We start from the raw sequence: 24,022 nt of genomic DNA on the forward strand, positions 1-24,022 counted from the left end.
CGCTCAGTGTGTCTGCAGGTCCGGTCGATAGCGTGCCAGCAGCGAGCGCACGGTGTCCATGGCGGCCACCGCCCGGCCCTTGTCGACGGCCTGGATGGCCATCACCGGGATGTACTCGTCGTCGGGCAGGTCGACGCGCGCCCAACGGTGACCCACCGGAAACGACACCCCGGCAACGTCCGGCCATTCGATCAGCTTGTCGCCCAACAGGTTTCGAACCGAGACGCCGGCCGGCCCGATACGCAGCCGTGGGCGGGCGAACAACAACACAATGCCGGCGATGACCAGACCGAGCACCGCGATCGCCACCTGGTCCGAGGTCTGAAAGACCACCCCGGTGGACCCCACCTTGAGCAGCACGCCCACCGCGATGTGCGCCGCGGCGATCACGAACGCCGCCCCGTAGGCGAATAACGGTGTGCGGTGGGGACGCAGCACCGCATCCCAGGTCTCGCGGTCCGAAGGCGACGTCACGACCGAGAGCGCAACTCACGCAGGGTCAGCGCGGTGGTCAGGGCCGCCAGCGTGGCTTGGGCCCCTTTGTCCTCGGCCGACTCCGGAAGGCCGGCCCGGTCCAGGGCCTGCTGCTCGGTGTCGGTGGTGAGCACACCGTTGGCCACCGGCGTGGAAGTGTCCAACGACACCCGGGTCAGCCCCTGGGTCACCGCATCGCAGACGTACTCGAAATGCGGTGTCTGCCCGCGGATCACGACGCCCAGTGCGACGACGGCATCGTGATTGCGGGCGAGTTCCTGTGCGACCACCGGGATCTCGATCGCGCCGATCACCCGGACCACCGTCGGGTCGTCGATACCCGATTCGGAGGCCACCTTGCGGGCACCCGCAAGCAGCGCGTCGCAGATCTCGCTGTGCCAGGTGCTCGCAACCAGGGCCAGGCGCAGGCCGGACGCATCGAGCGGCGCAACCTCCGGCACACCCTCGGCAGGACTCACAAAGCACCGCCGAATTCGCCTGGCAGATGGACGGATTCGTGAAAGTCATCCAGTCCGGCCAGGTCATGGCCCATCTTGTCCCGTTTGGTCATCAGGTAACGGATGTTCTCCGCGTTGGCGCGCACCGGCAGCGGCACCCGCTCGATGATGTGCAGGCCGTACCCGTCCAGCCCGACCCGCTTGGCCGGGTTGTTGGTCAGCAGCCGCATCGAACGCACCCCGAGATCCACCAGGATCTGCGCGCCGATCCCGTAATCCCTTGCGTCGGCCGGCAATCCGAGCTTGAGGTTGGCGTCGACGGTGTCTTCACCGGCGTCTTGCAACTGATAGGCCTGCAGCTTGTGCATCAGCCCGATGCCGCGCCCCTCGTGGCCGCGCATGTACAACACGATGCCGCGTCCCTCGCGGGCGACCATGGCCATCGCGGCGTCCAGCTGCGGCCCGCAATCGCAGCGGCGCGAACCGAACACGTCACCGGTCAGGCATTCGGAGTGCACCCGCACCAGCACGTCGTCACCGTCGGAGTTCGGGCCCGAGATGTCCCCGCGCACCAGCGCGACGTGTTCGACCTCTTCATAGATGCTGGCGTAGCCGATGGCACGAAACTCGCCGTGCCGGGTCGGTATCCGGGCCTCGGCGATCCGGGCGATGTGCTTCTCGTGTTTGCGTCGCCACTCGATCAGGTCGGCGATGGTGATCATGGCGAGGTCGTGTTCGTCGGCGAAGACCCGCAGTTCGTCGGTCTGCGCCATCGAGCCTTCGTCCTTCTGGCTGACGATCTCGCAGATGGCGCCGGCGGGCTGGAGCCCGGCCAGCCGGGCCAGGTCGACGGCGGCCTCGGTGTGACCTGGGCGGCGCAATACGCCACCGTCCTTGGCGCGCAACGGAACAACGTGACCAGGCCGGGTGAAATCGTCGGCGACGCTGGTGGGATCGGCGAGCAGCCGCATCGTGGTGGCCCGGTCCGAGGCCGAAATCCCGGTGCCCACACCCCGTCTGGCGTCGACCGTGACGGTGTAGGCGGTGCCGTGCTTGTCCTGGTTCACCGCGTACATCGGCAGCAACCCCAGCCTGTCGCAGATCTCGCCGTCCAGCGGCACACAGAGGTATCCGGAGGTGTAGCGCACCATGAAGGCCACCATCTCCGGCGTCGCCTTCTCGGCGGCGAAGATCAGATCGCCCTCGTTCTCGCGGTCCTCGTCGTCGATGACGATGACGGCCTTGCCGGCCGCAATGTCGGCAACCGCCCTTTCGACGGAGTCCAACCTCGTCATCTTTGCTACCTCGCCGTCCCCGCTGCCCGGCGGGAACACTGTCGAAACGGCTCACACGAGAAGCCCACGTGTTGCATTCAGTATGAACCACGGCGACCGCGCGGTTATTGCCGCGGTTTGATCAGCGGGACGGCCTCGGATCGCGCCGCACCGCCGGGCGGGCAGGCGGCACCGACCGCCTGACCACTTGCGATGAGCGCGCACGTATCTCGGCGCCACGGATCCCCGCGGCCTCTCGGGGCCAGAGCGGGCCTCGGCACCCTGGTAATCGTTGCCGGGATCACAGTTTTCGCCGCCCTCGGCCGTCGGTGCCGCCGCGATATTCGTCGCCGGAATGATAACTGCATGATGCGAAGGAGAGGGCCCTTCCGCAAACAGGGAAGCGGCCGGCAAAATGGTGTGCCCGACCCGCGATATCGTCACCTGGTGCCAAAAATAAACCGATGAAAAGCTCCTATACACCAAAACCCTTTGCGCCAGATATGCGTTGGCTGTGCTCAAAATTTGACATGAGCAAACGACAAAGCCGGGTTTCGCCCGCATTATCGCGGGTAAATACTGCCCCATGAATACCAACACACAAACACGACCGTGGGCCCGGCTGTGCACCGGCGCGCTCGCTGCCGGCGGCTTGGCTATGTCCGCACTCGGACTGGCCACGGGCACCGCCGCGGCGGCGCCTCCTCCGCCGCCCATGGATCACCACCACTGGTGCCCGGGCGAGCAGTGGGACCCGGGCTGGGGCCCTTACCAGAACTGGAACAACTGCCGTGACTGGGACGACAACTATGGCGGCCCGGCCGGCTACGGGGCTCCGCCGTGGGCGGGACCGCCGCCCCCGCCGCCACCGTGGGCGCCGTGGGCCCAGATCGTCTGGGATCCCGGCATGAACCATTGGGGTTACTGGGAAGGCCCCATCTGGCGTCCGGTGTAATCAGCCGAGCAACCAGCTGATCCAAAGGCAGGCCGCTGCCGCGGCGCGTGACGCCGCGACTATCGGCCTGTCGTCATGACGGCGCGGCTTCGGCCGAGGGGTCGCCGTCTTCGGCCAGGTGGCGTAAGACCCGTTCGTTGAGGGCGGCGAGCATGTCGAGCTCGGCTGGGCTGAGTAGGTCGATGAAGTTCCGGCGGACATCCGCCACGTGCTTGGGCGCCGCCTTCTCGATGGCGGCGCGGCCGGCCGGCAGCAGGCAGACCATGGTGCTGCGGGCGTCGTCCGGGTTGGCCTCCCGGCTGATCAGCCCGTCCTGCTCCATGCGGCGCACCTGATGGGAGACACGGCTCTTTTCCCAGCCCAGCGTGTTGCATAGCTCGTGGGCGGGGAGGCGGTCCCCGTCGTGCTCGGAGAGCACCGCCAAGATCTGGTAGTCGGCGCCGGACAAGCCCGATTCCTGCAGGCCCCGGTTCAGGTGCACGCTGAGCTGATGATTCGCGTGCTGGAAGGCCCGCCAGGCGCGGTCTTCGCGGGGATTCAGCCAGTTCGGTTCCATCGGTTCCCATGTTATCGGAGATTAGTTGACGCGTCATCCAAATCTCCATAAGGTGGACTCGTCAACCTTTTCTCTCGGAAGTCAGGACGGGACACCTCATGAGCAGCATCAGCATCATCGGCACCGGGAACATGGCCCGCGCCATCGGCGCGCTGGCGGTAGCGGGCGGCAATAGCGTCGAGATCATCGGCCGCGACGAGTCCAAGGCGGCCGACCTGGCCAAGGCCCTCGGGGGCGGCGCCACGACCGGAGAGTTCGGCGCCGTTCCGGCCGGCGACATCGTCATCGTTTCGGTGTTGTACGCCAACGTCGTTCCGGTCGTCGAGCAGTACGGAGACGCCCTCGTGGGCAAGGTCATCGTCGACATCAGCAATCCCTTCAACCCCGCGGCCGACGGACTGGCCATTCCCGATGGCACCTCGGTCGCACAGCAAGTCGCCAAGGCGGCCCCGGCCGGCGCCGGCGTGGTGAAGGCGTTCAACACCGTCTTCGGCGTCGTCCTGGCCCAGGGTCGGCCGCTCGACGTGTTCATCGCCGGCGACGACGCGCCCGCCAAGGCGCGGGTGGCGGAGTTCATCGAGAGCCTCGGGCTGCGCCCGCTCGACGTCGGCGGCCTGAACATGGCGCACTGGCTGGAAGGAACGGGCCTGGTCGTGATGGGCCTGGCCCGCCACGGGGTCGGAAATTTCAACTTCGCCCTCGGCGCCACGGTTCCCGGCTGAGCGCCCCAGTAATGGTTGATACATCATCGAAAGGATGATCCGATGAAGCTAGGTTTCGCACTCCCCATCGTCGGGCCCGCCGTCAGCAGCGCCGCTGGGCTGAGCGCGTTCTGCCGCGGACTCGAGGACCTGGGCTACGACACGCTGTGGGTCGGCGATCGACTGGTCACGCCGGTCGACATGCACAGCACCTATCCGGGCAAAGAGCAGCCCTACCCGCCGCAGATGACCCGGTACCTCGATCCGGTGCTGCTCTGGACGGTCGCCGCGACCGCAACCAGCCGGGTGCGGCTGAACGCCAGCACGCTCAGCACCTTCTACTACGAGCCGGTGCACCTGGCCCGCCTGCTGACCACGCTCGACGTGCTCAGCGACGGCCGCCTCGACGTCGGCGTGGGACTCGGGTGGATGAAAGACGAACACGACATCGCCCGCGGCGCGGACTGGCACCGGCGCGGGCGGATGCTCGACGACCTGCTGGCGTTCCTGCGCGAGTGGTGGACGACCACCCCGGTGTCCTGGGACAGCGAGTTCTTCACGCTGCCGCCGGTCCACGCCGACCTGCGCCCGGTCCAGGCCGGCGGCCCGCCGATCTGGATCGGCGGTGCCAGCGAGGCCGCCATGCGCCGGGTCGGCCGCAGCGGCACGGGCTGGCTCGGGGTCGAGGGGCTGCAGGACGAGGTCACCGATCACCTGTGGTCGATCGCGCGCCGTGCGGCCCGGGACGCCGGCCGCGATCCGGACGCGCTGAAGACGGCCATGCGGATCAACCTCGAGCCGGGCACGTCCGTTGCCGCTGTGGTCGACAAGCTCGAGCGCCTCGCAGCCTCCGGAGCCGACGAGGCGATCGTGGATGCCTTCGCGATGTTCCCCAGCCTTGACCGGATGCTCGACTTCGCCGGTCAGGTGATCACCCGGTGGTCGGCCGGAGAGGGTGCCGGCGGGACAACTCCGGTCAGCGGGTCATCAACCGCTCGACGTATTTGGCGATGACGTCGACTTCCAGGTTCACCGGCGTCCCGACCGGGGCGCTGCCCAACGTGGTCAACTCGCGGGTGGTGGGTATCAGCGAGACCTCAAACCAGTCCCCCGGCTCGCTGCCCAGCCCGGACACCGTCAGCGAAATCCCGTCGACGGTGATCGAGCCCTTCTCCACGACGTAGCGGGCCACCTCGGCGGGCATCTCGATCCGCACCACTTCCCAGTGCTCGGACGGGGTCCGCGCCACGATCCGCCCGGTCCCGTCGACGTGGCCCTGCACGATGTGCCCGCCCAGCCGGCTGTTGACGGCCGCGGCGCGCTCCAGGTTCACCCGGCTGCCGACCTGCAATTCGCCCAGGTTGGACCGGTTGAGCGATTCGGCCATCACGTCGGCGGTGAACTGACCGCCGGGCAACAGCTCGGCGACGGTCAGGCAGACGCCGTTGACGGCGATCGAGTCGCCGTGGCCCGCGTCGGCGGTCACGACCGCGCCGCGGATGGTCAGCCGCGCCGCGTCGGAAAGGACGTCGCGAGCCGTCACCTCGCCGAGTTCCTCGACAATCCCGGTAAACATCCCCCTAGGCTAATTGGCCCACTCCCAGGCGGATGAGCAGGGCAAACACCGGCGCCCGCGCGACACCGGGACCCCGCGTTCGTCAGGGCAGTCACCGGCACCCTCTACGATGCAGAGTATGCAGACCCGCCGCCGTCTATCGGCCGTCATCGCATCCCTGACCCTCGCCACCGCCTTGATCGCCGGCTGCTCGTCGGGCTCAAAGCAGAGCGGCGCACCGCTTCCCGACGCCACGACCCTGGTCAAGCAGTCGGCCGACGCCACCAAGAACGTGAAGAGCGCGCACATCGCGCTCAGCGTCCAGGGCAAGATCCAGGGGTTGCCCATCAAGACGCTGACCGGTGACCTCACCACGGCACCGGCCACCGCCGCACAGGGAAACGCCACCATCACCCTGGGCGGGTCCGACATCGACGCCAACTTCGTGGTGCTCGACGGGACCCTGTACGCCACCCTGACCCCGAACAAGTGGAGCGACTTCGGCAAGGCCGCCGACGTCTATGACGTCTCGGTGCTGCTCAACCCCGACAGTGGGCTGGGCAACGCGCTGGCCAACTTCACCAACGCCAAGGCCGAGGGCCGCGACAACATCAACGGGCAGAACACCATTCGCATCAGCGGAAACGTCTCGGCGGACGCGGTGAACAAGATCGTTCCGCAGTTCAACGCGACGCAACCGGTGCCGAGCACGGTCTGGATCCAGGAGTCCGGTGACCACCAGCTGGTCCAGGCCAACCTGCAGAAGAGCTCGGGCAACTCCGCCCAGATCACCCTGTCCAACTGGGGCGAGCAGGTTCAGGTCACCAAGCCCCCGGTGAGCTCGTGACCGCTGAGACCGAGGCCCCGGCCGGGCGCCAAACCGGGCGCCGCGTAGCGATCAGCGCGGGCAGCCTGGCGGTCCTGCTGGGCGCCCTGGACGCCTACGTCGTCGTGACGATCATGCGCGACATCATGACCGACGTTCACATCCCGATTAACCAGCTGCAGCGCATCACCTGGATCATCACGATGTACCTGCTGGGCTACATCGCCGCCATGCCGCTGCTGGGCCGGGCCTCCGACCGGTTCGGGCGCAAGCTGGTCCTGCAGGTCAGCCTGGCGCTGTTCATCGTCGGCTCGGTGGTCACCGCGCTGGCCGGTCACTGGGGCGACTTCCACCTCCTGGTGGGCGGCCGCACCATCCAGGGCGTGGCCAGCGGCGCGCTGCTGCCGGTCACCCTCGCCCTGGGCGCCGACCTGTGGGCGCAGCGCAATCGCGCCGGCGTGCTGGGCGGCATCGGGGCCGCGCAGGAGCTCGGCAGCGTGCTGGGCCCGCTGTACGGGATCTTCATCGTCTTCCTGTTCCACGACTGGCGCTACGTGTTCTGGATCAACGTCCCGCTGACGCTGATCGCCATGCTGATGATCCAGTTCAGCCTCCCGTCGCACGAGCGGGTGGAGGAGCCCGAAAAGGTCGACCTGGTCGGCGGTGTGCTGCTGGCGGTCGCCCTGGGCCTCGCCGTGATCGGCCTGTACAACCCGCAACCCGACGGCAAGCAGATCCTGCCCAGCTACGGACTGCCGCTGGTCATCGGCGCGGTCGTGGTCGCCGCGCTGTTCCTGATCTGGGAGCGGTTCGCGCGCACCCGGCTGATCGAGCCGGCGGGCGTGCACTTCCGCCCGTTCCTGGCCGCGCTGGGCGCCTCGCTGTTCGCCGGTGCCGCGCTGATGGTGACGCTGGTCGACGTCGAGCTGTTCGGCCAGGGCGTGCTGGGGCAATCCCAGACGCAGGCCGCCGGCTTGCTGCTGTGGTTCCTGATCGCGCTGCCGATCGGTGCGGTGCTGGGCGGGTGGATCGCCACCCGGGTCGGTGACCGGATCATGACCTTCGTCGGGCTGCTCATCGCGGCCTACGGCTACTGGCTGATCCACTTCTGGCGCCAGGACGTCATGAGCCAGAAGCACAACATCTTCGGGGTGTTCAGCGTGCCCGCGCTGCACGCCGACCTGCTGGTCGCCGGGGTGGGCCTCGGCCTGGTGATCGGGCCGCTGACCTCCGCCGCGCTCCGCGTGGTCCCGTCCGCCCAACACGGCATCGCCTCGGCGGCCGTGGTGGTGGCCCGGATGACCGGCATGCTGATCGGCGTAGCCGCGCTCAGCGCGTGGGGCCTGTACCGGTTCAATCAGATCGTGGCGGGCCTGACGGCCGCGATCCCGCCCAACGCCACGTTGCTGGAGCGCATCGCCGCCCAGGGCACCATGTACCTCAAGGCCTTCGCCCAGATGTACGGCGACATCTTCTCGGCCACCGTCGTGATCTGCATCGCCGGAGCGCTGCTGGGCCTGCTGATCGGCGGCCGCAAGGAGCACGCCGAGGAGCCGGAAATCGCTGAGCCGCAAGCCGTCTCGCTGGGAGAGCGCTAGCCCCTGCGCGGCACCAGGCTGAGCACCACGTCGGGCCCCACCCGGTCGATGCCGTCGAAATGCCAGCGCAGCGCCCGTGCGATCGTGGTCACCCCCACGTCGTCGACCGCGGTGACGGGACCACCCAGCAGGGTCGGCGCGACGTAGGCCAGGATCCGGTTCACCACCCCGGCCCGCAGGAAGGCGCCCGCGAGGGTCGGGCCGCCTTCCAGCAGGACGTCGGTGCGGTCCGCGACGGCCTTGAGCACCTCCATGGGGTCGTGCGTGCGGATCAGCATGGTTCGCGAATCGTCGTTGAGAACCTTTGCCTCCGAAGGTATTTCACGCATCCCGACGACCACCCGCAGCGGTTGCCGGCCGGCCAGTGAGCCGTCGGGCAGCCGGGCGGTCAACGCCGGGTCGTCGGCCAGCACGGTGCCGGTGCCCACCACGATCGCGTCGGCCGCCGCGCGGCGCCGATGCAGGTCCAGCCGCGAGGCCTCGCTGGAGATCCATTGGCTGGAGCCGTCCGCGGCCGCGCTGCGGCCGTCGACGCTGGCGGCGTATTTCCAGGTCAGGTGCGGCAGCCCGGTGCGTTGCTTGTGCAGCCACTCGCGCAGCGGGCCGCCGGTCACCTCGTCGGCCAGCACGCCGGAACGCACCGTCACGCCCGCCTGCTCGAGCCGCGCGGCCCCGCCGGCGGCCTCCGGGTTAGGGTCGGCGACGGCGTACACCACGGTGCCCACCTTCGCGTCCAGTAGGGCGTTCACGCACGGCGGGGTTTTGCCGTAGTGGTTGCACGGCTCGAGGGTGACGACGACGGTGCCGCCGGCGGCCAGTTCGCCGGCCCGACGCAGCGCCAGGATCTCGGCGTGATCGCCGCCGGCGGGTTCGGTGGCCCCGACGCCGACGACCTCGCCGCCGGCGTCCAGGATGACCGCCCCCACGGGCGGGTTCGGATACGTGGTCCCCTTGACGTGGTTGGACTGGTCGATCGCCAAACGCATTGCGGCGTCAAGGCCCTCGCCCGCCGGCGCCGTCATCGACGCAGGTGCGGGGAGGCGCCGGCCGCCTGGCGCCGCAAGGCCGCTATCGCGGCCTCCGGATCCTCGGCGCCGTACACGGCAGACCCGGCGACGAAGCAATCGACGCCGGCTTCGGCGGCCTGCTCGATGGTGTCGGCGTTGATGCCGCCGTCGATCTCGACGAGGATCGTCAACTCCCCCGCCTCGATGAGCTTGCGCGCGGTGCGCACCTTGCTCAGCACCTCGGGGATGAAGCTCTGGCCGCCGAAACCGGGCTCCACCGACATGATGAGCAGGGTGTCGAACTGCGGCAGGATCTCCAGGTAGGGCTCCAGCGGAGTCCCCGGCTTCACGCTGATGCCTGCCTTGGCGCCGGCGGCGCGGATGTCGCGGGCCACGCCGACCGGATTCTGGGTGGCCTCGGCGTGGAAGGTGACGTTATAAGCCCCCGCCTCGGCGTAGGGAGGCGCCCAGCGGTCCGGGTCCTCGATCATCAGATGGCAGTCCATCGGGATGGTGGTGGCGGCCAGCAGGCTCTCGACCACCGGCAGCCCGAGGGTCAGGTTCGGCACGAAGTGGTTGTCCATCACGTCGACGTGCAGCCAGTCGGCGCCGGTCACGGCGGCGGCTTCGTCGGCGAGCCGGGAGAAGTCAGCGGAAAGGATCGACGGCGCGATCAAAGGTCCCGCGATGTTGCGAGGCATGAGCGCCAGACTACTGAGCCGCGCGGCCCGCTTCACATCCGGCGCGTGCCGCTACTCCGCCTCGCGGCGCAGCGCGGCCGCGACAGTGTCCATCGTGTGGCGTCCCCGCTACTCCGCTTCGCGGCGCAGCGCGGCCGCGAACATCGCATCCGTGCCGTGCCGGTGCGGCCAGAGCTGGACGTGCGGCCCGTCGCCCAGGTCGGCTCCCTTGTCCATGGGCTCGAACAACGGCCGGGTGTCCAGCGCGCTCACCGGGTGGCGGCGCAGCGCGTCGGCGACCACGCCGACGGTTTCGGCCAGGTGTGGCGAGCAGGTGGCGTAGAGCACCACGCCTCCCGGGCGGGTCAGCGCGATCGCTGCCCCCAGCAGCTCGCGCTGCAGCTTGGTGAGCGTCGGCACGTCGGCGGGCTGACGCCGCCACCGGGCCTCCGGGCGGCGGCGCAGCGCTCCCAGACCGGTGCAGGGGGCGTCGACGAGCACGCGATCGAAGGTCGGCTCGAGATCGGTATGCCGACCGTCGACCCGTAGCACGTCGACCGGCAGGCCGCGGGTGTTCGCCACCACCAGATCGGCGCGCCGCGGCGCCGGCTCCACCGCGGTGACGCGGGCGCCCGAGGCCGCGCCGAGCCCGGCCAGCAGGGCCGTCTTGCCGCCCGGGCCGGCGCACAGGTCCAGCCACCGGCCGCCGTCCCCGTCGACCGGGGCCAGCGTCAGCGCCCGGGCCACCAGCTGGCTGCCCTCGTCCTGGACCAGCGCGGCGCCGTCGCGCACCGGCGTCAGCCGCCCGGGATCGCCACCGGCCAAGTACACCGCGTAGGGCGAATAGCGGCCCACCGTGCCGCCGACCGCCTCGGCCAGCTCGGTGGCGGTCAGCGCGCCGGGGCGGGCGGCCAGATGCACCTGCGGCCGTTCGTCGTCGCTGGCCAGCACCGCGTCGAGTTCGGTCGCGGCGGCGCCCAGGGCATCGGCGAACGCCTGGGCGATCCACCGGGGGTGCGCATGCACGAACGCGGCATGCCCGATCGGATCCTGCACCGGGTCTGGCGCCAGCTCCGCAACCCAGGACCGCTCGTCGCGCCCTGAGATGGTGCGCAGCACCCCGTTGACGAAACCCGCTCGCGCCGAGTCGAATTCGATTCCCGCCTGCTCGACGGTGGTGGACACCGCGGCGTGCGCGTCCACCCGGGTGCGCAACAGCTGGTACGCGCCGAGGCGCAGCAGGTCGAGCAGCACCGGGTCGATGGCTTGCGGCGAGCGTCCCGCCGCCGCGCCGATGACGGCGTCGAGCAGGCCGCGGCTGCGGCAGGCGCCGTAAGTCAGTTCGGTGGCGAAAGCCGCGTCCCGGCCGGTGATTCCGCGTTCGCGCAGCAGCGCGGGCAGGGCCAGGTTGGCGTACGCGTCGCGCTCGCTGACCGCCCGGAGCACGTCGAACGCGGCGGCGCGGGCCGGGTCCAGCGGCCGGCGCGGCGGCCGGCGGTCGCGCTGCTGGGGCCGGCGGTCGCGCTGCTGCGGACGCGGCGGCTTGCGCTCCGGCCGCCCCCGCCCCGGCCTGTCGCGGCCGGTGGTCACGTCGCCCGCACCGCGGGGTCCAGCCGCGCACCGCGCGCCCAGTCGACCGCACTCATGAATTTCTTTCCGGGCGGCTGGATTTGGCCCAGCCGCACCGGATCCGAACCCGTGCCGACCCAGACGCTCTTGCGGTCCACGTGAATGGCACCGGGCGGCAACGGTTCTGGGGGGCCGGGGGTCACGGCGTCGGCAGTCTGCACCGGGCCAAGTTTGATGCGCAGGTCGCCGAGCAACGTCCACGCGCCGGGGTTGGGGGTGACGGCACGGATGCGGCGGTCGACGACCTGGGCCGGCAGGTCCCAGCGCACCCGGGCCTGCTCGACGGTGATCTTCGGCGCGATGCTTACCCCCTCGGTGGGTTGCGGCACCGGCGTCAGGGTCGCGTCGGCGATGCCGTCCAGCGTGGCCGACAACAGTTCGGCACCCGAAACAGCCAGTCGCCCAAGCAATTCCCCGGCGGTGTCGGTCGGCCGGATCGTCTCGGTCACCACGCCGTAGATCGGGCCCGAGTCCAGGCTCGGCTCGATCCGGAACGTCGAGGCCCCGGTGATGCTGTCCCCCGCGGCGATGGCCGCCTGCACCGGGGCGGCACCGCGCCAGGCGGGCAGCAGCGAGAAGTGCAGGTTGATCCAGCCCTTCGGGGGCACCCCGAGCAGGCCGTCGCGCAGCAGCGCGCCATAGGCCACCACCGCGCAGCAGTCCGGGGCCAGCAGTGTCAGCTCGCCGACGAATTCGTCGGAGTTCGGCCGCGACGGACGCAGCACCGGGATGCCGCGCTCCAGCGCCTCGCGGGCCACCGGGGACGGCTCCGGCTTGCCGCGCCGTCCCGACGCGGCGTCGGGACGGGTCAGCACCGCGACCACCTCGTGACGCGGCGAGTCGATGAGGCGGCGCAATGCGGGAAGCGCGGGTTCGGGGGTTCCGGCGAAGACAAGGCGCACCGGGTCAGTCTAGAAAGCGGCGGGCGCGGGCCGGACCCGCCGGCGGAATGTGCGTGCGTATACTATTGCTTATGGCTACTATTTCCAGGAGTCAGTGTCTGCCGGTGTGAACCGCGCAGTCGATTCACGTCGACAACGAGGTCGAAAGACAAATCCCTTCCCTCTCAAGGAGGTCTAGATGACCCTCGACGCTTCCATCAGCGACGCCTCGGTGGCCGCAACGCATCGCACGGTATGGGCCCTGGGCGACTACGCGCTGATGGCCGAGGAAGTGATGGCCCCGCTCGGCCCCGCCCTGGTCGAGGCCACCGGCATCGGGCCGGGCGTGCGGGTTCTCGACGTCGCCGCCGGCTCGGGCAACATCTCGCTGCCCGCGGCCGCGACCGGCGCCACCGTCGTGTCCACCGACCTCACCCCCGAGCTGCTGCAACGGTCGCAGGACAGGGCCGCGGCGCGGGGCCTGACCCTCGACTACCGGGAAGCCAACGCGCAGGCGCTGCCGTTCGGCGACGGTGAATTCGATGTCGTCATGTCGGCGATCGGCGTGCAGTTCGCCCCCAACCAGCAGCGCGCCGCGACCGAACTGGTCCGGGTCTGCCGCCCGGGCGGCACCATCGGCGTGATCAGCTGGACCCCCGAGGGATTCTTCGGCCGGATGCTCGCCACCATTCGGCCCTACCGGCCGAGCCTGTCGCACCCCGCGCCGCCGGCGGCGCTCTGGGGGCGTCCCGGCTACGTCGCCGCGCTGCTCGGCGACCAGATCGGCGACCTCACCGCGACGCGAGGCATGTTGGCGGTCAACCGATTCGACAGCGCCGAGGCCGTTCACGCGTACTTCAAGCAGCACTACGGCCCGACGATCGAGGCCTACGCGAACATCGGCCACAACCGCGTGCTGGCCGCCGAGCTCGACGCCCAGCTCATCGAACTCGCGCAACAACACCTGACCGACGGCACGATGGGCTGGGAATACCTGCTGGTGACCGCCGAGAAGCGGGCCGGCTAGGGCGGCCTACAGGTCGACCTCAGCGTCCAGGTGGACGTCCGGTTCGCCGCCGGCCGCGGTGAAGGCCGTCAGCGCCCGCACCAGGCCGTGGCGCTCCGGCGGCGGCATCTTCGCCACGATGGCCGCGATCTCGGCGCGCCGGTGCGCGGTCACCTGGTGGACGACGTCGCGACCGCGCGTGGTGAGCGCGGCGAGCAGCTCGCGCCGCGAGGTCGGGTGGGGCAACCGGTCGATCAGGCCGGCGGCGACCAACCGGTCCACCATCCGGCCGGTGGCCGACGGTTGCACGCCCAGCAGGCCGGCGAGGGTGGCGAGGTTGACCGGGCCGCGATTCGACAGGATCACCAGCGTGCGGAACTGCGCGATGGTGATGGTCTCGTCGACCTGGCCCACCGAGCGCGCCGAGATCGCCATCAGCAAACGGGAGGCGGTCAGCAAAGCGTCGGTGATGACGTCCAATGACTCGTCAACCGCGGTGTTGTCCGCTGTCATATCGCCCCTCCCCGGATGGTTCCGGCCTGTCGGCGGCTAAGGATGAGAAAGTGTAGCAACCTTCTAATGTCGTAAAAAGGGATTATTGCACGCACATATTGTCGCCCAGGGTAACGGTTCATGAAGGTTACCCGATGTGCAGCGGGTCGATCTGCACCCGGGCCGGCTCATGGGTCTGCCGGGCGCTGAGCACACCGACGCCGCGCCGCAGCGCCGCGGCCAGCGCCAGCCCCTGCTGACGGGGCACGCGCACCAGCATCCTGGTCACCGGCCCGCCGGGCGGGGTTCCGGCCGGGCGGCGCACCCCGGGCGGAAGGTCCACGGGCCCAAGCACATCCGCGTGGAGGGACTCCTGGTCGGTCAGCCGGGCCTCGTCGAGCAGTGCGGTGACCGCGCCGGCCGTCCCGTCGATGGCCGCCATGTGCACGCTGGGCGGCAGACCCACCTCGGCCCGCGCGGCCACCTCGGCCTCCGCGTGACCCACGGGGTCCCAGCGGATCAGCGATTGCACTGTGGGCAGCGATGATTCGGCAACCACCATCACCACGCCGCCGTCGCCGCGGGCACGCACCAGCGCGGCGGCGCTCATCCAGCGCCACAGCGCATCCTCGGCGGCTCGCAGGTCTTGCCGGCCCAGCAGCGCCCAGGTGTCCAACAGCAGCGCCGCCCCGTAACCACCGGCCGCCCGCGGCTCGGCGCCGGGGGTGGCCACCACCAGCGCGGGACCGGCCGCGACCTCGGGCACCACGCCGTCACCCGAGGACGTGATCACCGCCGTGCCCGGAAACGCGCGCCCGAGCTCTTCGGCCGTGCGCCGCGCCCCGACGACGACGGCGCGCACCGCGTCGGACCCGCAGCGCGCGCACCGTCGCGTCGGGTCGACGCGGCCGCACCAGCGGCACAGCAGAGCGGCGCCGCCCGCCGGTAGCGACTCGGTCAGTGAGAGGGGCCCCGTGCAGTGCCGGCAGCGGGCGATGGTGCGGCAGCGCGCGCAGGCCAGCGACGGGACGTAACCCCGGCGCGGCACCTGCACCAGCACCGGCGCCCCGACCTGCAGCGCCGAGCGGGCGGCGCGCAGCGCGATGGACGGGACGCGCGCCGTGCGCGCCGCCGGGTCGCGCTCGTCGGCATAACCCGTGTCGTCGAGGGCGATCACCCGCGGCGTGCGGGCGCGCACCACCGGCCGCGCCGCGACGATGTCGTGCGCCCAGCCGCTGCGCACCAGCGCGTGCGCTTCGGCGGTGCGCGCGTAACCGCCGATCAGGGCCGCGCACCGGGCCTGATGCGCGCGCAGCATCGCCACCTCGCGGGCGTGCGGGTAGGGCGCCCGCGGCTCGGCCAGGCTGTCGTCGGCGTCGGCCCACACCATCACCAGCCCCAGGTCGCTCAGCGGCGCGAACACCGCGCTGCGGGTGCCGATCACCAACCGCGCGGTGCCCCGCAGCGCCGCCAGCCACCGCCGGTAACGGGCCGCCGGGCCCAGGCCGGCCGACAGGGCCACCACGCTGCCCTCGTCGATGTGCGCCGTCGCGGCCTGCCACAGCGCGTCCAGGTCGCGCTGGTCGGGAACGATCGCCAGCACCGAACGGCCGGTCCGCACGGTTTGCGCGGCGGCCTCGGTGAAGCGGTCCGTCCACGCCTCCCCCGGCAGCGACTGCCAGACGGCCCGCGCGGCCCGCGATTCGGCCAGGGCCCCGAGGAACTGGGCTCCCCGGGCGTAACCGTCCCAGCCCGACGGGTCGACGGGCTCCGGGATCGCCGGATCCCGGCTGACCGGGGGCTCGCGCTCGACGCGGGCGTGCCGGGCCGGCACGGCCAGGCGCAGCACGTCGGGGCGGGTCCCGGCGTAATGGGCCGCGACCGCCTCGGCCAGCCGGCGGATTTCCGGTGTGAGCACCGGTTCGGCCGACACGACGCGATCCAGCCAGCCCAGCTTGCCGGTGTGGTCAGTGTCGGTGCGGCGCTCCAGCACGAACCCGTCGACCAGCCGGCCGTGGAAACGCACCCGCACCCGCACCCCGGGCTGGGCGTCGTCGGACTGCTCGGCCGACACCAGGTAGTCGAACTCGCGATCCAGATGCGGCACCGACAGCATCGGCAGCACCCGGGCGATGGGCTCCACCTCGACGGGCGTGCGCGCGCCGGGGCTCACCGCGCCCCCGGGCCGCGAATCATGTTGTCATCCAATGACTTAGAAGTCGGGGTCCGCAGCGTACCGGGCACCGGCGACAATCAGCGCTCGGCGGGCGCCGTGGCGTCCCCGGCGGCGTCCTCGGGAAGCTCGCGGCCGAAGAAGAACCCGGCCGTGATCAGGATCTGGGCCGCCGCATACGACCACCAGATCGGCACGGCCAGCGCCTCATTGCCCAGAATGAAGCGGCCGATGGCAATCATCGAATCCGAGGCCGCGAAACACACCGCGCCCACCGCCGTCCAGATCGTCGGCAGTTTCGCCAGCAGGGCCGTGCACACCATCGCGGTCAACACGACGAGGTAGAGCGTCACCGGAAGCGTCAGCTTCTCCGCGCCCAGGTGGGGCCAGAACCAGGCCAGCAGCCCGAGCGACGCCGCACCCATCAGGACCACCGCGACGAGGCGCACCGTCGACGGCCGCGCATCCCTGGAAGCCCCCGAGAACGCCGGCACCAGCGGCAGCAGCGCGGCGACAAAACACAAGTGCGCCAACAGGAATGCGGCCAGGCCCACCACGAAGGACAGCGTCCACCACGGGATCGCCAGCACCCAGTCGCCGATGGCCGACAGCAGCAGCGCCGGCATCAGCCACCGCCGCTCGCGCACGACGGCGTGCCCCGCCGCGGCCAGCGTCAGCAGCAACGCCATCGAGGCCTTGAACGCCGGCTGCAGCACCCAGTGGCCGGTCAGCTCGATTCCCGGCGGCGAGCGCAGCGCCAGCACGGTCAGGTAGATGCCGTAGCCGAGGGCCACCCAGCCGGCCACCACCCAGGCGCCGGCCACCAGACGAGGTGCGTACGGTACGTCCATGCCCAGCTTGGATAACACAGCCGACGAGAAACCCGCTATCGACCCCATCCTGCAGAAGGTACTGGATGCGGTTCCCTTCCGGCTATCCACCGAGGACGGCATCGACGCGGCGCGCCAGCGGTTCCGCGACCTGCCGCGCCGGCCGCTGCATCCCGAGCTGCGCGTCGAGGACCGCACGATTCCCGGCCCCGCGGGCTCGATCGCTGTCCGGATCTATTGGCCGCCAAGCCATTCCAACGACCAGCCGGGCGGTGACGCAGCGCCCGTCGTGCTGTATTTCCACGGCGGCGGCTTCGTCATCGGCGACCTCGACACCCACGACGGCACGGCGCGTCAGCACGCGGTCGGCGCCGACGCGATCGTGGTGTCCGTCGACTACCGGCTGGCCCCCGAGCATCCCTACCCCGCCGCCGTCGAAGACGCTTGGGCCGCAACGTTTTGGGTCGCCGCGAACGCCGCCGAACTGCACGGCGACGCGACCCGGATCGCCGTCGCCGGGGATTCGGCCGGTGGCACCATCTCCGCCGCGGTGGCACAGCGGGCGCGCGACAACGGCGCCCCGCCGATCGTGTTCCAGCTGCTGTGGTACCCGTCGACCATGTGGGACGCGTCGCTGCCGTCGTTCGCCGAAAACGCGACCGCACCGATCCTCGACGTCAAGGCCGTCGCGGAGTTCTCCCGTTGGTACGCGGGCGAAGTCGACATGTCGAATCCGCCGTCGGACATGGCGCCGGGACGCGCGAAAGACCTGCGCAACCTGGCGCCCGCCTACATCGCCGTCGCCGGTTATGACCCGCTGCGTGACGACGGCATCCGGTACGGCGAGCTGCTGGCCGCCGCCGGTGTCGCCGTCGAGGTGCACAACGCCGAGACGCTGGTGCACGGCTACCTGGGGTACGCCGGCGTGGTGCCTGCGGCCACCGCGGCGCTCGAGGCCGGGCTGGCGGCGCTGCGAACCGCCCTGCACGGGTGAGCCCGCGGCGTACGGTGAACCCATGAGCGAGCCGACCATCGCCCGGCCCGGGATCGACCCGACGTTCAAGGCGTTGCTCGACGCCTATCCGATGACGTTTCGCGAGGCCGACGGCGTCGAGGTCGCCCGCAAGCGGCCCAAGCTGCTCACGGTGCCGCCGTCGATGCTGCCGGACCTGCGAATCGAGGACCGCACCATCGCCCACGGCGGGCTCACCGACATCCCGGTGCGCATCTACCGGCCCGACAGCGAGCTGCGCCCGCTGCCGGTGGTCGTCTTCTACCACGGCGGCGGGTTCTGCCTGGGCGACCTGGACACCCACGACCCGGTGGCCCGCGCGCACGCCGTCGGCGCCGAGGCCATCGTGGTGTCCGTCGGCTACCGGCTGGCCCCCGAGCATCCGTTCCCGGCCGGCGTGGACGACTGCTGGGCGGCCCTGCGATGGGTCGCCGAGCACGCGGCCGAGCTCGGCGGCGACCCGAACGCCGTCGCCGTGGCCGGTGACTCGGCGGGCGGCAACCTCGCCGCGGTGACCGCGCTGTTGGCCCGCGATAACGGCGGGCCGGCGCTGCGCTTCCAGTTGCTGTGGTACTCCACGGTCGCCGCGGATCTGTCCCTGCCGTCGTTCACCGACAACGCCGAGGCGCCGATGCTGAACCGCGACGTCATCGACGCGTTCCTGTCCTGGTACGTGCCCGATCTCGATCTCACCGACCCGAAGGCGCTGCCCATCACCATGGCTCCGGCCAACGCCGCGGATCTGTCCGGGCTGGCGCCCGCCTACATCGCGACCGCCGAACACGATCCACTGCGCGATGACGGGGCCCGTTACGCCGAGCTGCTCAGCGCCGCGGGCGTGCCGGTCGAGTTGACCAACGAGCCCACCCTGGTACACGGATTCGTCAGTTTCGCGCTGGCGATACCCGCCGCCGCCGAGGCCACCGAGCGCGGCCTGGCGGCGCTCCATAAGGCACTGCACCCCTAGGCAGGCAACGATGGTCCCGCACCAAGACGAAACCCCCGACTATCACACGCTGATCATCGGAGCCGGGTTCTCCGGCATCGGTGCGGCGATCAACCTGGACCGGGCCGGGCTGCCCGATTACCTGGTGACCGAGGCCGCTGACGGGGTCGGCGGCACCTGGCACTGGAACACCTATCCCGGTATCGCCGTGGACATTCCGTCGTTCTCCTACCAGTTCTCGTTCGAGCAGAGCCGGCACTGGTCGCGGACCTACGCGCCGGGCCGAGAGCTCAAGGCCTACGCCGAACACTGCGCCGACAAGTACGGCATCCGGTCGCGGATCCGGTTCAACACCAAGGTGCAAACCGCCGAGTTCGACGACGAGCGCGGCCTGTGGCGGGTGCAGACCGACCCGGCGGGTGAGATCACCGCCCGGTTTTTGATCAGCGCCTGCGGCGTGCTGACGGTGCCGAACCTGCCCGACATCGACGGGGTGGACTCGTTCGGCGGCATCACCATGCACACCGCGCGGTGGGATCACGGCCAGGATCTGCGCGGCAAGCGCGTCGCGGTGATCGGCACCGGCGCCTCGGCCGTCCAGGTGATTCCCGAGATCGCGCCGATCGTGTCGTCACTCACGGTATTTCAGCGCACCCCGATCTGGTGTTTCCCGAAGTTCGACGTCCCGCTGCCGGCGCCGGCGCGCTGGGCGATGCGCATTCCCGGTGGCAAGTTCCTGCAGCGCCTGCTCAGCCAGGCCTACGTGGAGCTGACCTTCCCCATCTCGGCGCATTACTTCACGGTGCTGCCGCTGGCCAAGCGGATGGCCTCGCTGGGGAAATCGTATCTGCGGCAACAGTTTCGGGATCCGGCGGTGCGTGAACAGCTCACCCCGCGCTACGCGGTGGGCTGCAAACGGCCCGGTTTCCACAACGGCTACCTGGCCACGTTCAACCGCGACAACGTGCGGCTGGTCACCGAGCCGATCGACAAGGTCACCCCCGACGCGGTGGCCACCACCGATGGCGAGAACCACGAGATCGACGTGCTGATCCTGGCGACCGGTTTCAAGGTGATGGACCCCGACAACGTGCCCACCTTCGCGGTGACCGGGAGCGGCGGAAAGTCGTTGAGCCGCTTCTGGGATGAGCATCGGCTGCAGGCCTACGAGGGCGTCACGGTGCCGGGATTTCCCAACCTGTTCACCGTGTTCGGCCCGTACGGTTACGTCGGCTCTTCGTATTTCGCGCTGATCGAGGCGCAGACGCATCACATCGTGCGCTGCCTCAAGCGGGCCAAGCGCGTCGGCGCGACCCGGGTCGAGGTGACCCGGGAGGCCAACGACCGCTACTTCGCCGAGATGATGCGCCGGCGGCCCAAGCAGATCTTCTGGCAGGACAGCTGCCAGCTGGCCAACAGCTACTACTTCGACAAGAACGGTGACGTGCCGCTGCGTCCGGGCACCACCCCGGAGGTGTACTGGCGCAGCCGGCGATTCGATCTGGACGACTACCGGTTCACCCGGTAGCGGCTACGCTGCACCCGTGGCGAAGGAATTTCTGAGCATCGACGAGTCGCTGCGCGACTTCATCCGGGAGCAGGCCGTATTCTTCGTCGCCACCGCGCCGTCCGAGGGTGGCCGAATCAACCTGTCCCCCAAGGGGTATCGCGACAGCTTCGCGGTGCTCGACGAGCACACCGTGGCCTACCTGGATCTGTTCGGCAGCGGTGTGGAGACCGTGGCCCATCTGCGCGACAACGGCCGCATCACCGTCATGTTCTGCTCGTTTACCCGCAACTCGCGAATCCTGCGGCTGTTCGGCACCGGACGGGTGGTCCGCCCCGACGACGCCGAATTCGCCGATCTGATGCGGCATTTCGGCGATCAACATGCCGGGGTCCGCACCATCATCGTGGTCGATGTGGAGCGGATCGCCGACGCGTGCGGGTTCGCGGTGCCCTACTACGAGCTCGTCGACGAGCGGCCGGTGCTCGACGCGGCGCACCGCAAGGCGACCGATGACCAGTACGGCCGGCTGGTCAAGCGCAACCGGCGCAGTATCGACGGGCTGCCGGCGCTAGACGCCGACCACCCGGCGCCTAAATCGCGCGCTTGAGGTCGTCGACCTTGTTCAGCTGCTCCCACGGCAGTTCGATGTCGGTGCGGCCGAAGTGCCCGTAGGCGGCGGTCTGCGCGTAGATCGGACGTAGCAGGTCCAGGTCGCGGATGATCGCGCCGGGCCGCAGGTCGAACACCTCGGGCACGATCTTCTCGATCTTGACCGGGTCGACCGTCGCGGTGCCGAACGTCTCGATGAACAGGCCGACCGGGGCGGCCTTGCCGATGGCGTAGGCCACCTGCACCTCGACCCGCTCCGCCAGTCCGGCGGCGACGATGTTCTTGGCCACCCAGCGCATCGCGTAGGCCGCCGACCGGTCCACCTTGGACGGGTCCTTGCCGGAGAAGGCGCCGCCGCCGTGGCGGGCCCACCCGCCATAGGTGTCGACGATGATCTTGCGGCCGGTCAGGCCGGCGTCGCCCATCGGGCCGCCGAGCACGAACTTGCCGGTCGGGTTGACCAGCACCCGCGTCGCCGAGGAGTCGAGCGTGTCGTGGGCCAGCTCGTCCAGCACGGTCTTGAGCACGTGCTGGCGGATGTCGGGGTCCAGCGTCTTCTCCAGGTCGATGCCGTCGGCGTGCTGGGTGGAGACGACGACGGTGTCCAGCCGCACCGGAACGTCGTCCTCGTACTCGATGGTGACCTGGGTCTTGCCGTCCGGGCGCAGGTAGGGCAGCGTGCCGTTCTTGCGGACCTCGGTCAGCTTGCGCGACAGCCGGTGGGCCAGCGCGATCGGCAGCGGCATCCGCTCGGGGGTGTCGTTGATCGCGTAGCCGAACATCAGGCCTTGGTCGCCGGCGCCCTGGGAGTCCAGCGGGTCCGCGGCGCCCTCCACGCGCGCCTCGTGGGCGGTGTCGACGCCCTGGGCGATGTCGGGCGACTGCGCGCCGATGCCGATGTTGACGCCGCAGGACGCGCCGTCGAAGCCCTTGTCCGACGAGTCATAGCCGATCTCGAGGATGCGCTCGCGAACCGTGTTGGTGATGTCGGCGAACGCCTCCTTGGCGGTCGTCGTCACCTCGCCCACCACGTGCACCTGTCCGGTGGTGACCAGCGTCTCGACCGCGACGCGTGAGCGGGGGTCCTGCGCCAGCAGGGCGTCGAGCACGGAGTCGCTGATCGCGTCACAGATCTTGTCGGGATGTCCCTCAGTCACCGACTCACTGGTAAACAGGCGACCCTTTTCGCTCACAATGCCAATCCTTCCAATTAGTTAGTTAGCCGAATTATATCGGCTGGCGTCGGCCCGGCCAGCACCTGCCCCGGTGCCGAGAAGAACTCGACCGTTCTACCCGCTGCCCCCGTGCAGGAACGCGGCGATCGCATCCACGATACGACTGGCCATCAATGTCTTGGAGCCGTGCTGCAGCGCCGACTCGGTACCGTCGGCCGCCAGCAGCCAGCCGTCGTTGTTGTCCACCTCGAAGGCCCGGCCGTCACCGACCGCGTTGACGACCAACAGGTCACAACCCTTGTTGCGCAGTTTTGCCCGGGCGTGAAACAGCACGTCGCCGTTGGCGTCGCCGGTCTCCGCGGCGAATCCCACGATGGCCCGCATGTTGGGCAGTTCGCCGTTGGCGCGCGCCCGCACCGCACCGGCCAGCACGTCGTCGTTGCGGATCAACTCGATGGTCGGCGGCCCCTCGACACCTTTTTTGATCTTGGCGGCCGCAACCCGGGCCGGCCGGAAGTCGGCGACCGCGGCGGCCATCACCAGCACGTCCGCCTCGGCCGCGTGCTTGGCCACGGCGTCGCCCAGTTGCTCGGCCGAGCTGACGTGGACCACCTCCACCCCGGCGGGGTCGATAAGCCCGGCGGTGTGCCCGGCGATCAGCGTGACCTCGGCGCCGCGCTGCGCGGCCACCCGCGCGACCGCATAGCCCTGCTTGCCGGAGCTGCGGTTGCCGATGAAGCGCACCGGGTCGACGGCTTCCCGGGTGCCGCCGGCGGTGACCAGCATCTTGCAGCCGGCCAGGTCGTAGGGCAGCGCGTCGTGACGGTCGAGCAGCAGGTGCGCCAGGGTGGTGATCTCCTCGGCTTCGGGCAGCCGGCCGGACCCGCTGTCCGTCCCGGTGAGCCGCCCGGCGGCCGGTTCGAGCACGACCGCTCCCCGGCGGCGCAGCGTGGCGACGTTGTCGACGGTGGCCGGGTGCAACCACATCTCGGTGTGCATCGCCGGGGCGAACAGCACCGGACATCGCGCGGTCAAGAGCGTGGCGGTCAGCAGGTCGTCGGCGCGGCCGTGGACGGCCCTGGCCAGCAGGTCCGCCGTGGCGGGTGCCACCACGACCAGGTCGGCCTGCTTGCCCAGCTGGACATGCGGAACCTCCGGCACGTCGGTGAAGACGCCGGTGTGCACCGGCTGGCCGGAGAGCGCCTCGAACGTGGCGGCGCCGACGAAACGCAGCGCGGACTCGGTCGGGATGACGCGGACCGAGTGACCGGCCTCGGCGAGCTGCCGAACGACGGTGCACGCCTTGTAGGCGGCGATACCGCCGGAGACCCCGACGATCACTCTTTTCGCGACCCGATCGCGGTTGTCCACAGCGCGCGCCCGGCCCGGCCCTGTTACTCGCCCTCGGTGTGCTCGAGCAGGTCGCCGTGGATCTCGCGCATCGCGATCGACAGCGGCTTTTCCTGCAGCCCCGGCTCGACCAGCGGGCCCACGTATTCGAGGATGCCCTCGCCGAGCTGGTTGTAGTAGTCGTTGATCTGACGGGCCCGCTTGGCGGCGTAGATCACCAGCGCGTACTTGCTCGAGACGCGGTCCAGCAGCTCGTCGATGGGCGGGTTGGTGATGCCCAGCGGGGTGTCGTAGGCGCCCTGTCCCCCGGCGGACGGATCGAACC

25 protein-coding genes are annotated in these 24,022 nt (G+C 70.3%); 10 read left to right on the plus strand and 15 right to left on the minus strand.

From position 1 onward, the window contains the following. Positions 1-3: 3 nt before the first annotated feature. Genes A5659_RS04370 through A5659_RS04380 form a run of 3 tightly spaced genes read right to left on the minus strand, consistent with a single transcriptional unit; the run spans position 4 to position 2,227 of the window. Positions 4-474, minus strand: coding sequence for a PH domain-containing protein (locus A5659_RS04370; protein WP_067179468.1), 471 nt, complete (start codon positions 472-474; stop codon positions 4-6). Further along, a complete protein-coding gene (gene ribH / locus A5659_RS04375) occupies positions 471-953 on the minus strand; it encodes a 6,7-dimethyl-8-ribityllumazine synthase (RefSeq protein ID WP_066860177.1) in 483 nt (160 codons plus the stop codon). Before ribH ends, A5659_RS04370 begins: the two co-directional genes overlap by 4 nt. After that, on the minus strand, positions 950-2,227 hold the full coding sequence (locus A5659_RS04380) for a bifunctional 3,4-dihydroxy-2-butanone-4-phosphate synthase/GTP cyclohydrolase II (RefSeq protein ID WP_066860202.1): 1,278 nt from the start codon (positions 2,225-2,227) through the stop codon (positions 950-952). Before A5659_RS04380 ends, ribH begins: the two co-directional genes overlap by 4 nt. Positions 2,228-2,864: 637 nt before the next feature. Here A5659_RS04380 and A5659_RS26745 point away from each other — a divergent pair. Beyond that, positions 2,865-3,161: a hypothetical protein gene (locus tag A5659_RS26745; protein ID WP_231997730.1), complete on the plus strand. Its 297-nt coding sequence runs from the start codon at positions 2,865-2,867 to the stop codon at positions 3,159-3,161. A 73-nt stretch (positions 3,162-3,234) separates the two neighbouring features. Here A5659_RS26745 and A5659_RS04385 read toward each other — a convergent pair whose 3' ends face one another. After that, on the minus strand, positions 3,235-3,717 hold the full coding sequence (locus tag A5659_RS04385) for a MarR family winged helix-turn-helix transcriptional regulator (protein ID WP_067179471.1): 483 nt from the start codon (positions 3,715-3,717) through the stop codon (positions 3,235-3,237). A 98-nt stretch (positions 3,718-3,815) separates the two neighbouring features. Between A5659_RS04385 and A5659_RS04390 the strand changes: the two genes are divergently transcribed. Beyond that, positions 3,816-4,439, plus strand: coding sequence for an NADPH-dependent F420 reductase (locus A5659_RS04390; protein WP_067179473.1), 624 nt, complete (start codon positions 3,816-3,818; stop codon positions 4,437-4,439). Between the two features lie 42 nt (positions 4,440-4,481). Beyond that, positions 4,482-5,432 carry a TIGR03619 family F420-dependent LLM class oxidoreductase gene (locus tag A5659_RS04395; protein ID WP_231997731.1) on the plus strand — a complete coding sequence of 317 codons (951 nt, stop codon included), beginning with the start codon at positions 4,482-4,484 and terminating at the stop codon, positions 5,430-5,432. Here the strand turns inward: A5659_RS04395 and A5659_RS04400 are convergent. Continuing rightward, entirely contained in the window at positions 5,395-5,994 is a 600-nt protein-coding gene (locus A5659_RS04400; protein ID WP_066860165.1) for a riboflavin synthase, read from the minus strand. The two genes, A5659_RS04395 and A5659_RS04400, sit on opposite strands and share 38 nt — an antisense overlap. 118 nt (positions 5,995-6,112) lie before the next feature. On the opposite strand from A5659_RS04400, the gene A5659_RS04405 reads away from it, so the two are divergent. Together A5659_RS04405 and A5659_RS04410 are read left to right on the plus strand one after the other, a co-directional pair. Beyond that, positions 6,113-6,820 (plus strand): LppX_LprAFG lipoprotein, encoded by a 708-nt coding sequence (locus tag A5659_RS04405; protein WP_066860162.1) that lies wholly within the window; start codon positions 6,113-6,115, stop codon positions 6,818-6,820. After that, positions 6,817-8,397 carry an MFS transporter gene (locus A5659_RS04410; RefSeq protein WP_067179475.1) on the plus strand — a complete coding sequence of 527 codons (1,581 nt, stop codon included), beginning with the start codon at positions 6,817-6,819 and terminating at the stop codon, positions 8,395-8,397. The genes A5659_RS04405 and A5659_RS04410 overlap by 4 nt, the downstream gene beginning before the upstream one ends. On the opposite strand, the gene ribD is transcribed toward A5659_RS04410, so the two are convergent. The 4 genes from ribD to fmt all read right to left on the minus strand — a co-directional run bounded on the left by ribD (position 8,394) and on the right by fmt (position 12,615). Next, on the minus strand, positions 8,394-9,419 hold the full coding sequence (gene ribD / locus A5659_RS04415; protein WP_067022590.1) for a bifunctional diaminohydroxyphosphoribosylaminopyrimidine deaminase/5-amino-6-(5-phosphoribosylamino)uracil reductase RibD: 1,026 nt from the start codon (positions 9,417-9,419) through the stop codon (positions 8,394-8,396). The two genes, A5659_RS04410 and ribD, sit on opposite strands and share 4 nt — an antisense overlap. Then, positions 9,416-10,105: a ribulose-phosphate 3-epimerase gene (gene rpe, locus A5659_RS04420; protein WP_066860151.1), complete on the minus strand. Its 690-nt coding sequence runs from the start codon at positions 10,103-10,105 to the stop codon at positions 9,416-9,418. The genes ribD and rpe overlap by 4 nt, the downstream gene beginning before the upstream one ends. Before the next feature lie 108 nt (positions 10,106-10,213). After that, positions 10,214-11,560: an RsmB/NOP family class I SAM-dependent RNA methyltransferase gene (locus tag A5659_RS04425; protein WP_156748823.1), complete on the minus strand. Its 1,347-nt coding sequence runs from the start codon at positions 11,558-11,560 to the stop codon at positions 10,214-10,216. Positions 11,561-11,670: 110 nt separating this feature from the next. Beyond that, a complete protein-coding gene (gene fmt / locus A5659_RS04430) occupies positions 11,671-12,615 on the minus strand; it encodes a methionyl-tRNA formyltransferase (RefSeq protein WP_067179478.1) in 945 nt (314 codons plus the stop codon). A gap of 178 nt (positions 12,616-12,793) precedes the next feature. On the opposite strand from fmt, the gene A5659_RS04435 reads away from it, so the two are divergent. Then, positions 12,794-13,621 carry a class I SAM-dependent methyltransferase gene (locus tag A5659_RS04435; RefSeq protein WP_066880186.1) on the plus strand — a complete coding sequence of 276 codons (828 nt, stop codon included), beginning with the start codon at positions 12,794-12,796 and terminating at the stop codon, positions 13,619-13,621. Between the two features lie 6 nt (positions 13,622-13,627). Here the strand turns inward: A5659_RS04435 and A5659_RS04440 are convergent, their stop codons facing one another. The 3 genes from A5659_RS04440 to A5659_RS04450 all read right to left on the minus strand — a co-directional run bounded on the left by A5659_RS04440 (position 13,628) and on the right by A5659_RS04450 (position 17,116). Beyond that, positions 13,628-14,113 carry a MarR family winged helix-turn-helix transcriptional regulator gene (locus A5659_RS04440; RefSeq protein ID WP_066873446.1) on the minus strand — a complete coding sequence of 162 codons (486 nt, stop codon included), beginning with the start codon at positions 14,111-14,113 and terminating at the stop codon, positions 13,628-13,630. Between the two features lie 127 nt (positions 14,114-14,240). Then, the gene (locus tag A5659_RS04445) at positions 14,241-16,265 is read right to left on the minus strand and encodes a primosomal protein N' (protein WP_197497917.1); all 2,025 of its coding nucleotides are present in this window, start codon (positions 16,263-16,265) and stop codon (positions 14,241-14,243) included. A gap of 80 nt (positions 16,266-16,345) precedes the next feature. Continuing rightward, the gene (locus A5659_RS04450; protein ID WP_067179480.1) at positions 16,346-17,116 is read right to left on the minus strand and encodes a lysoplasmalogenase; all 771 of its coding nucleotides are present in this window, start codon (positions 17,114-17,116) and stop codon (positions 16,346-16,348) included. Between A5659_RS04450 and A5659_RS04455 the strand changes: the two genes are divergently transcribed. The 4 genes from A5659_RS04455 to A5659_RS04470 are packed head-to-tail and all read left to right on the plus strand — an operon-like array spanning position 17,115 to position 21,170. Further along, complete coding sequence (locus tag A5659_RS04455) at positions 17,115-18,089, plus strand: alpha/beta hydrolase (RefSeq protein WP_067179481.1); 975 nt, start codon at positions 17,115-17,117, stop codon at positions 18,087-18,089. The two genes, A5659_RS04450 and A5659_RS04455, sit on opposite strands and share 2 nt — an antisense overlap. A gap of 22 nt (positions 18,090-18,111) precedes the next feature. Then, complete coding sequence (locus tag A5659_RS04460) at positions 18,112-19,074, plus strand: alpha/beta hydrolase (protein WP_067179483.1); 963 nt, start codon at positions 18,112-18,114, stop codon at positions 19,072-19,074. A gap of 10 nt (positions 19,075-19,084) precedes the next feature. Then, positions 19,085-20,581: an NAD(P)/FAD-dependent oxidoreductase gene (locus tag A5659_RS04465; protein WP_067179485.1), complete on the plus strand. Its 1,497-nt coding sequence runs from the start codon at positions 19,085-19,087 to the stop codon at positions 20,579-20,581. Positions 20,582-20,597: 16 nt separating this feature from the next. Next, complete coding sequence (locus A5659_RS04470; RefSeq protein ID WP_067179488.1) at positions 20,598-21,170, plus strand: pyridoxamine 5'-phosphate oxidase family protein; 573 nt, start codon at positions 20,598-20,600, stop codon at positions 21,168-21,170. Here A5659_RS04470 and metK read toward each other — a convergent pair. The 3 genes from metK to rpoZ all read right to left on the minus strand — a co-directional run. Continuing rightward, a complete protein-coding gene (metK, locus tag A5659_RS04475; RefSeq protein WP_067179490.1) occupies positions 21,154-22,365 on the minus strand; it encodes a methionine adenosyltransferase in 1,212 nt (403 codons plus the stop codon). The genes A5659_RS04470 and metK overlap by 17 nt on opposite strands. Positions 22,366-22,461: 96 nt before the next feature. After that, positions 22,462-23,718, minus strand: coding sequence for a bifunctional phosphopantothenoylcysteine decarboxylase/phosphopantothenate--cysteine ligase CoaBC (gene coaBC, locus A5659_RS04480; protein ID WP_066873423.1), 1,257 nt, complete (start codon positions 23,716-23,718; stop codon positions 22,462-22,464). 23 nt (positions 23,719-23,741) lie between these two features. After that, on the minus strand, positions 23,742-24,022 hold a 281-nt coding region (gene rpoZ / locus A5659_RS04485; protein ID WP_066873420.1), incomplete at its 5' end, for a DNA-directed RNA polymerase subunit omega.

Origin of the sequence: Mycobacterium sp. 1165196.3, from assembly GCF_001673415.1 — a bacterium.
Classification (GTDB): domain Bacteria; phylum Actinomycetota; class Actinomycetes; order Mycobacteriales; family Mycobacteriaceae; genus Mycobacterium; species Mycobacterium europaeum_A.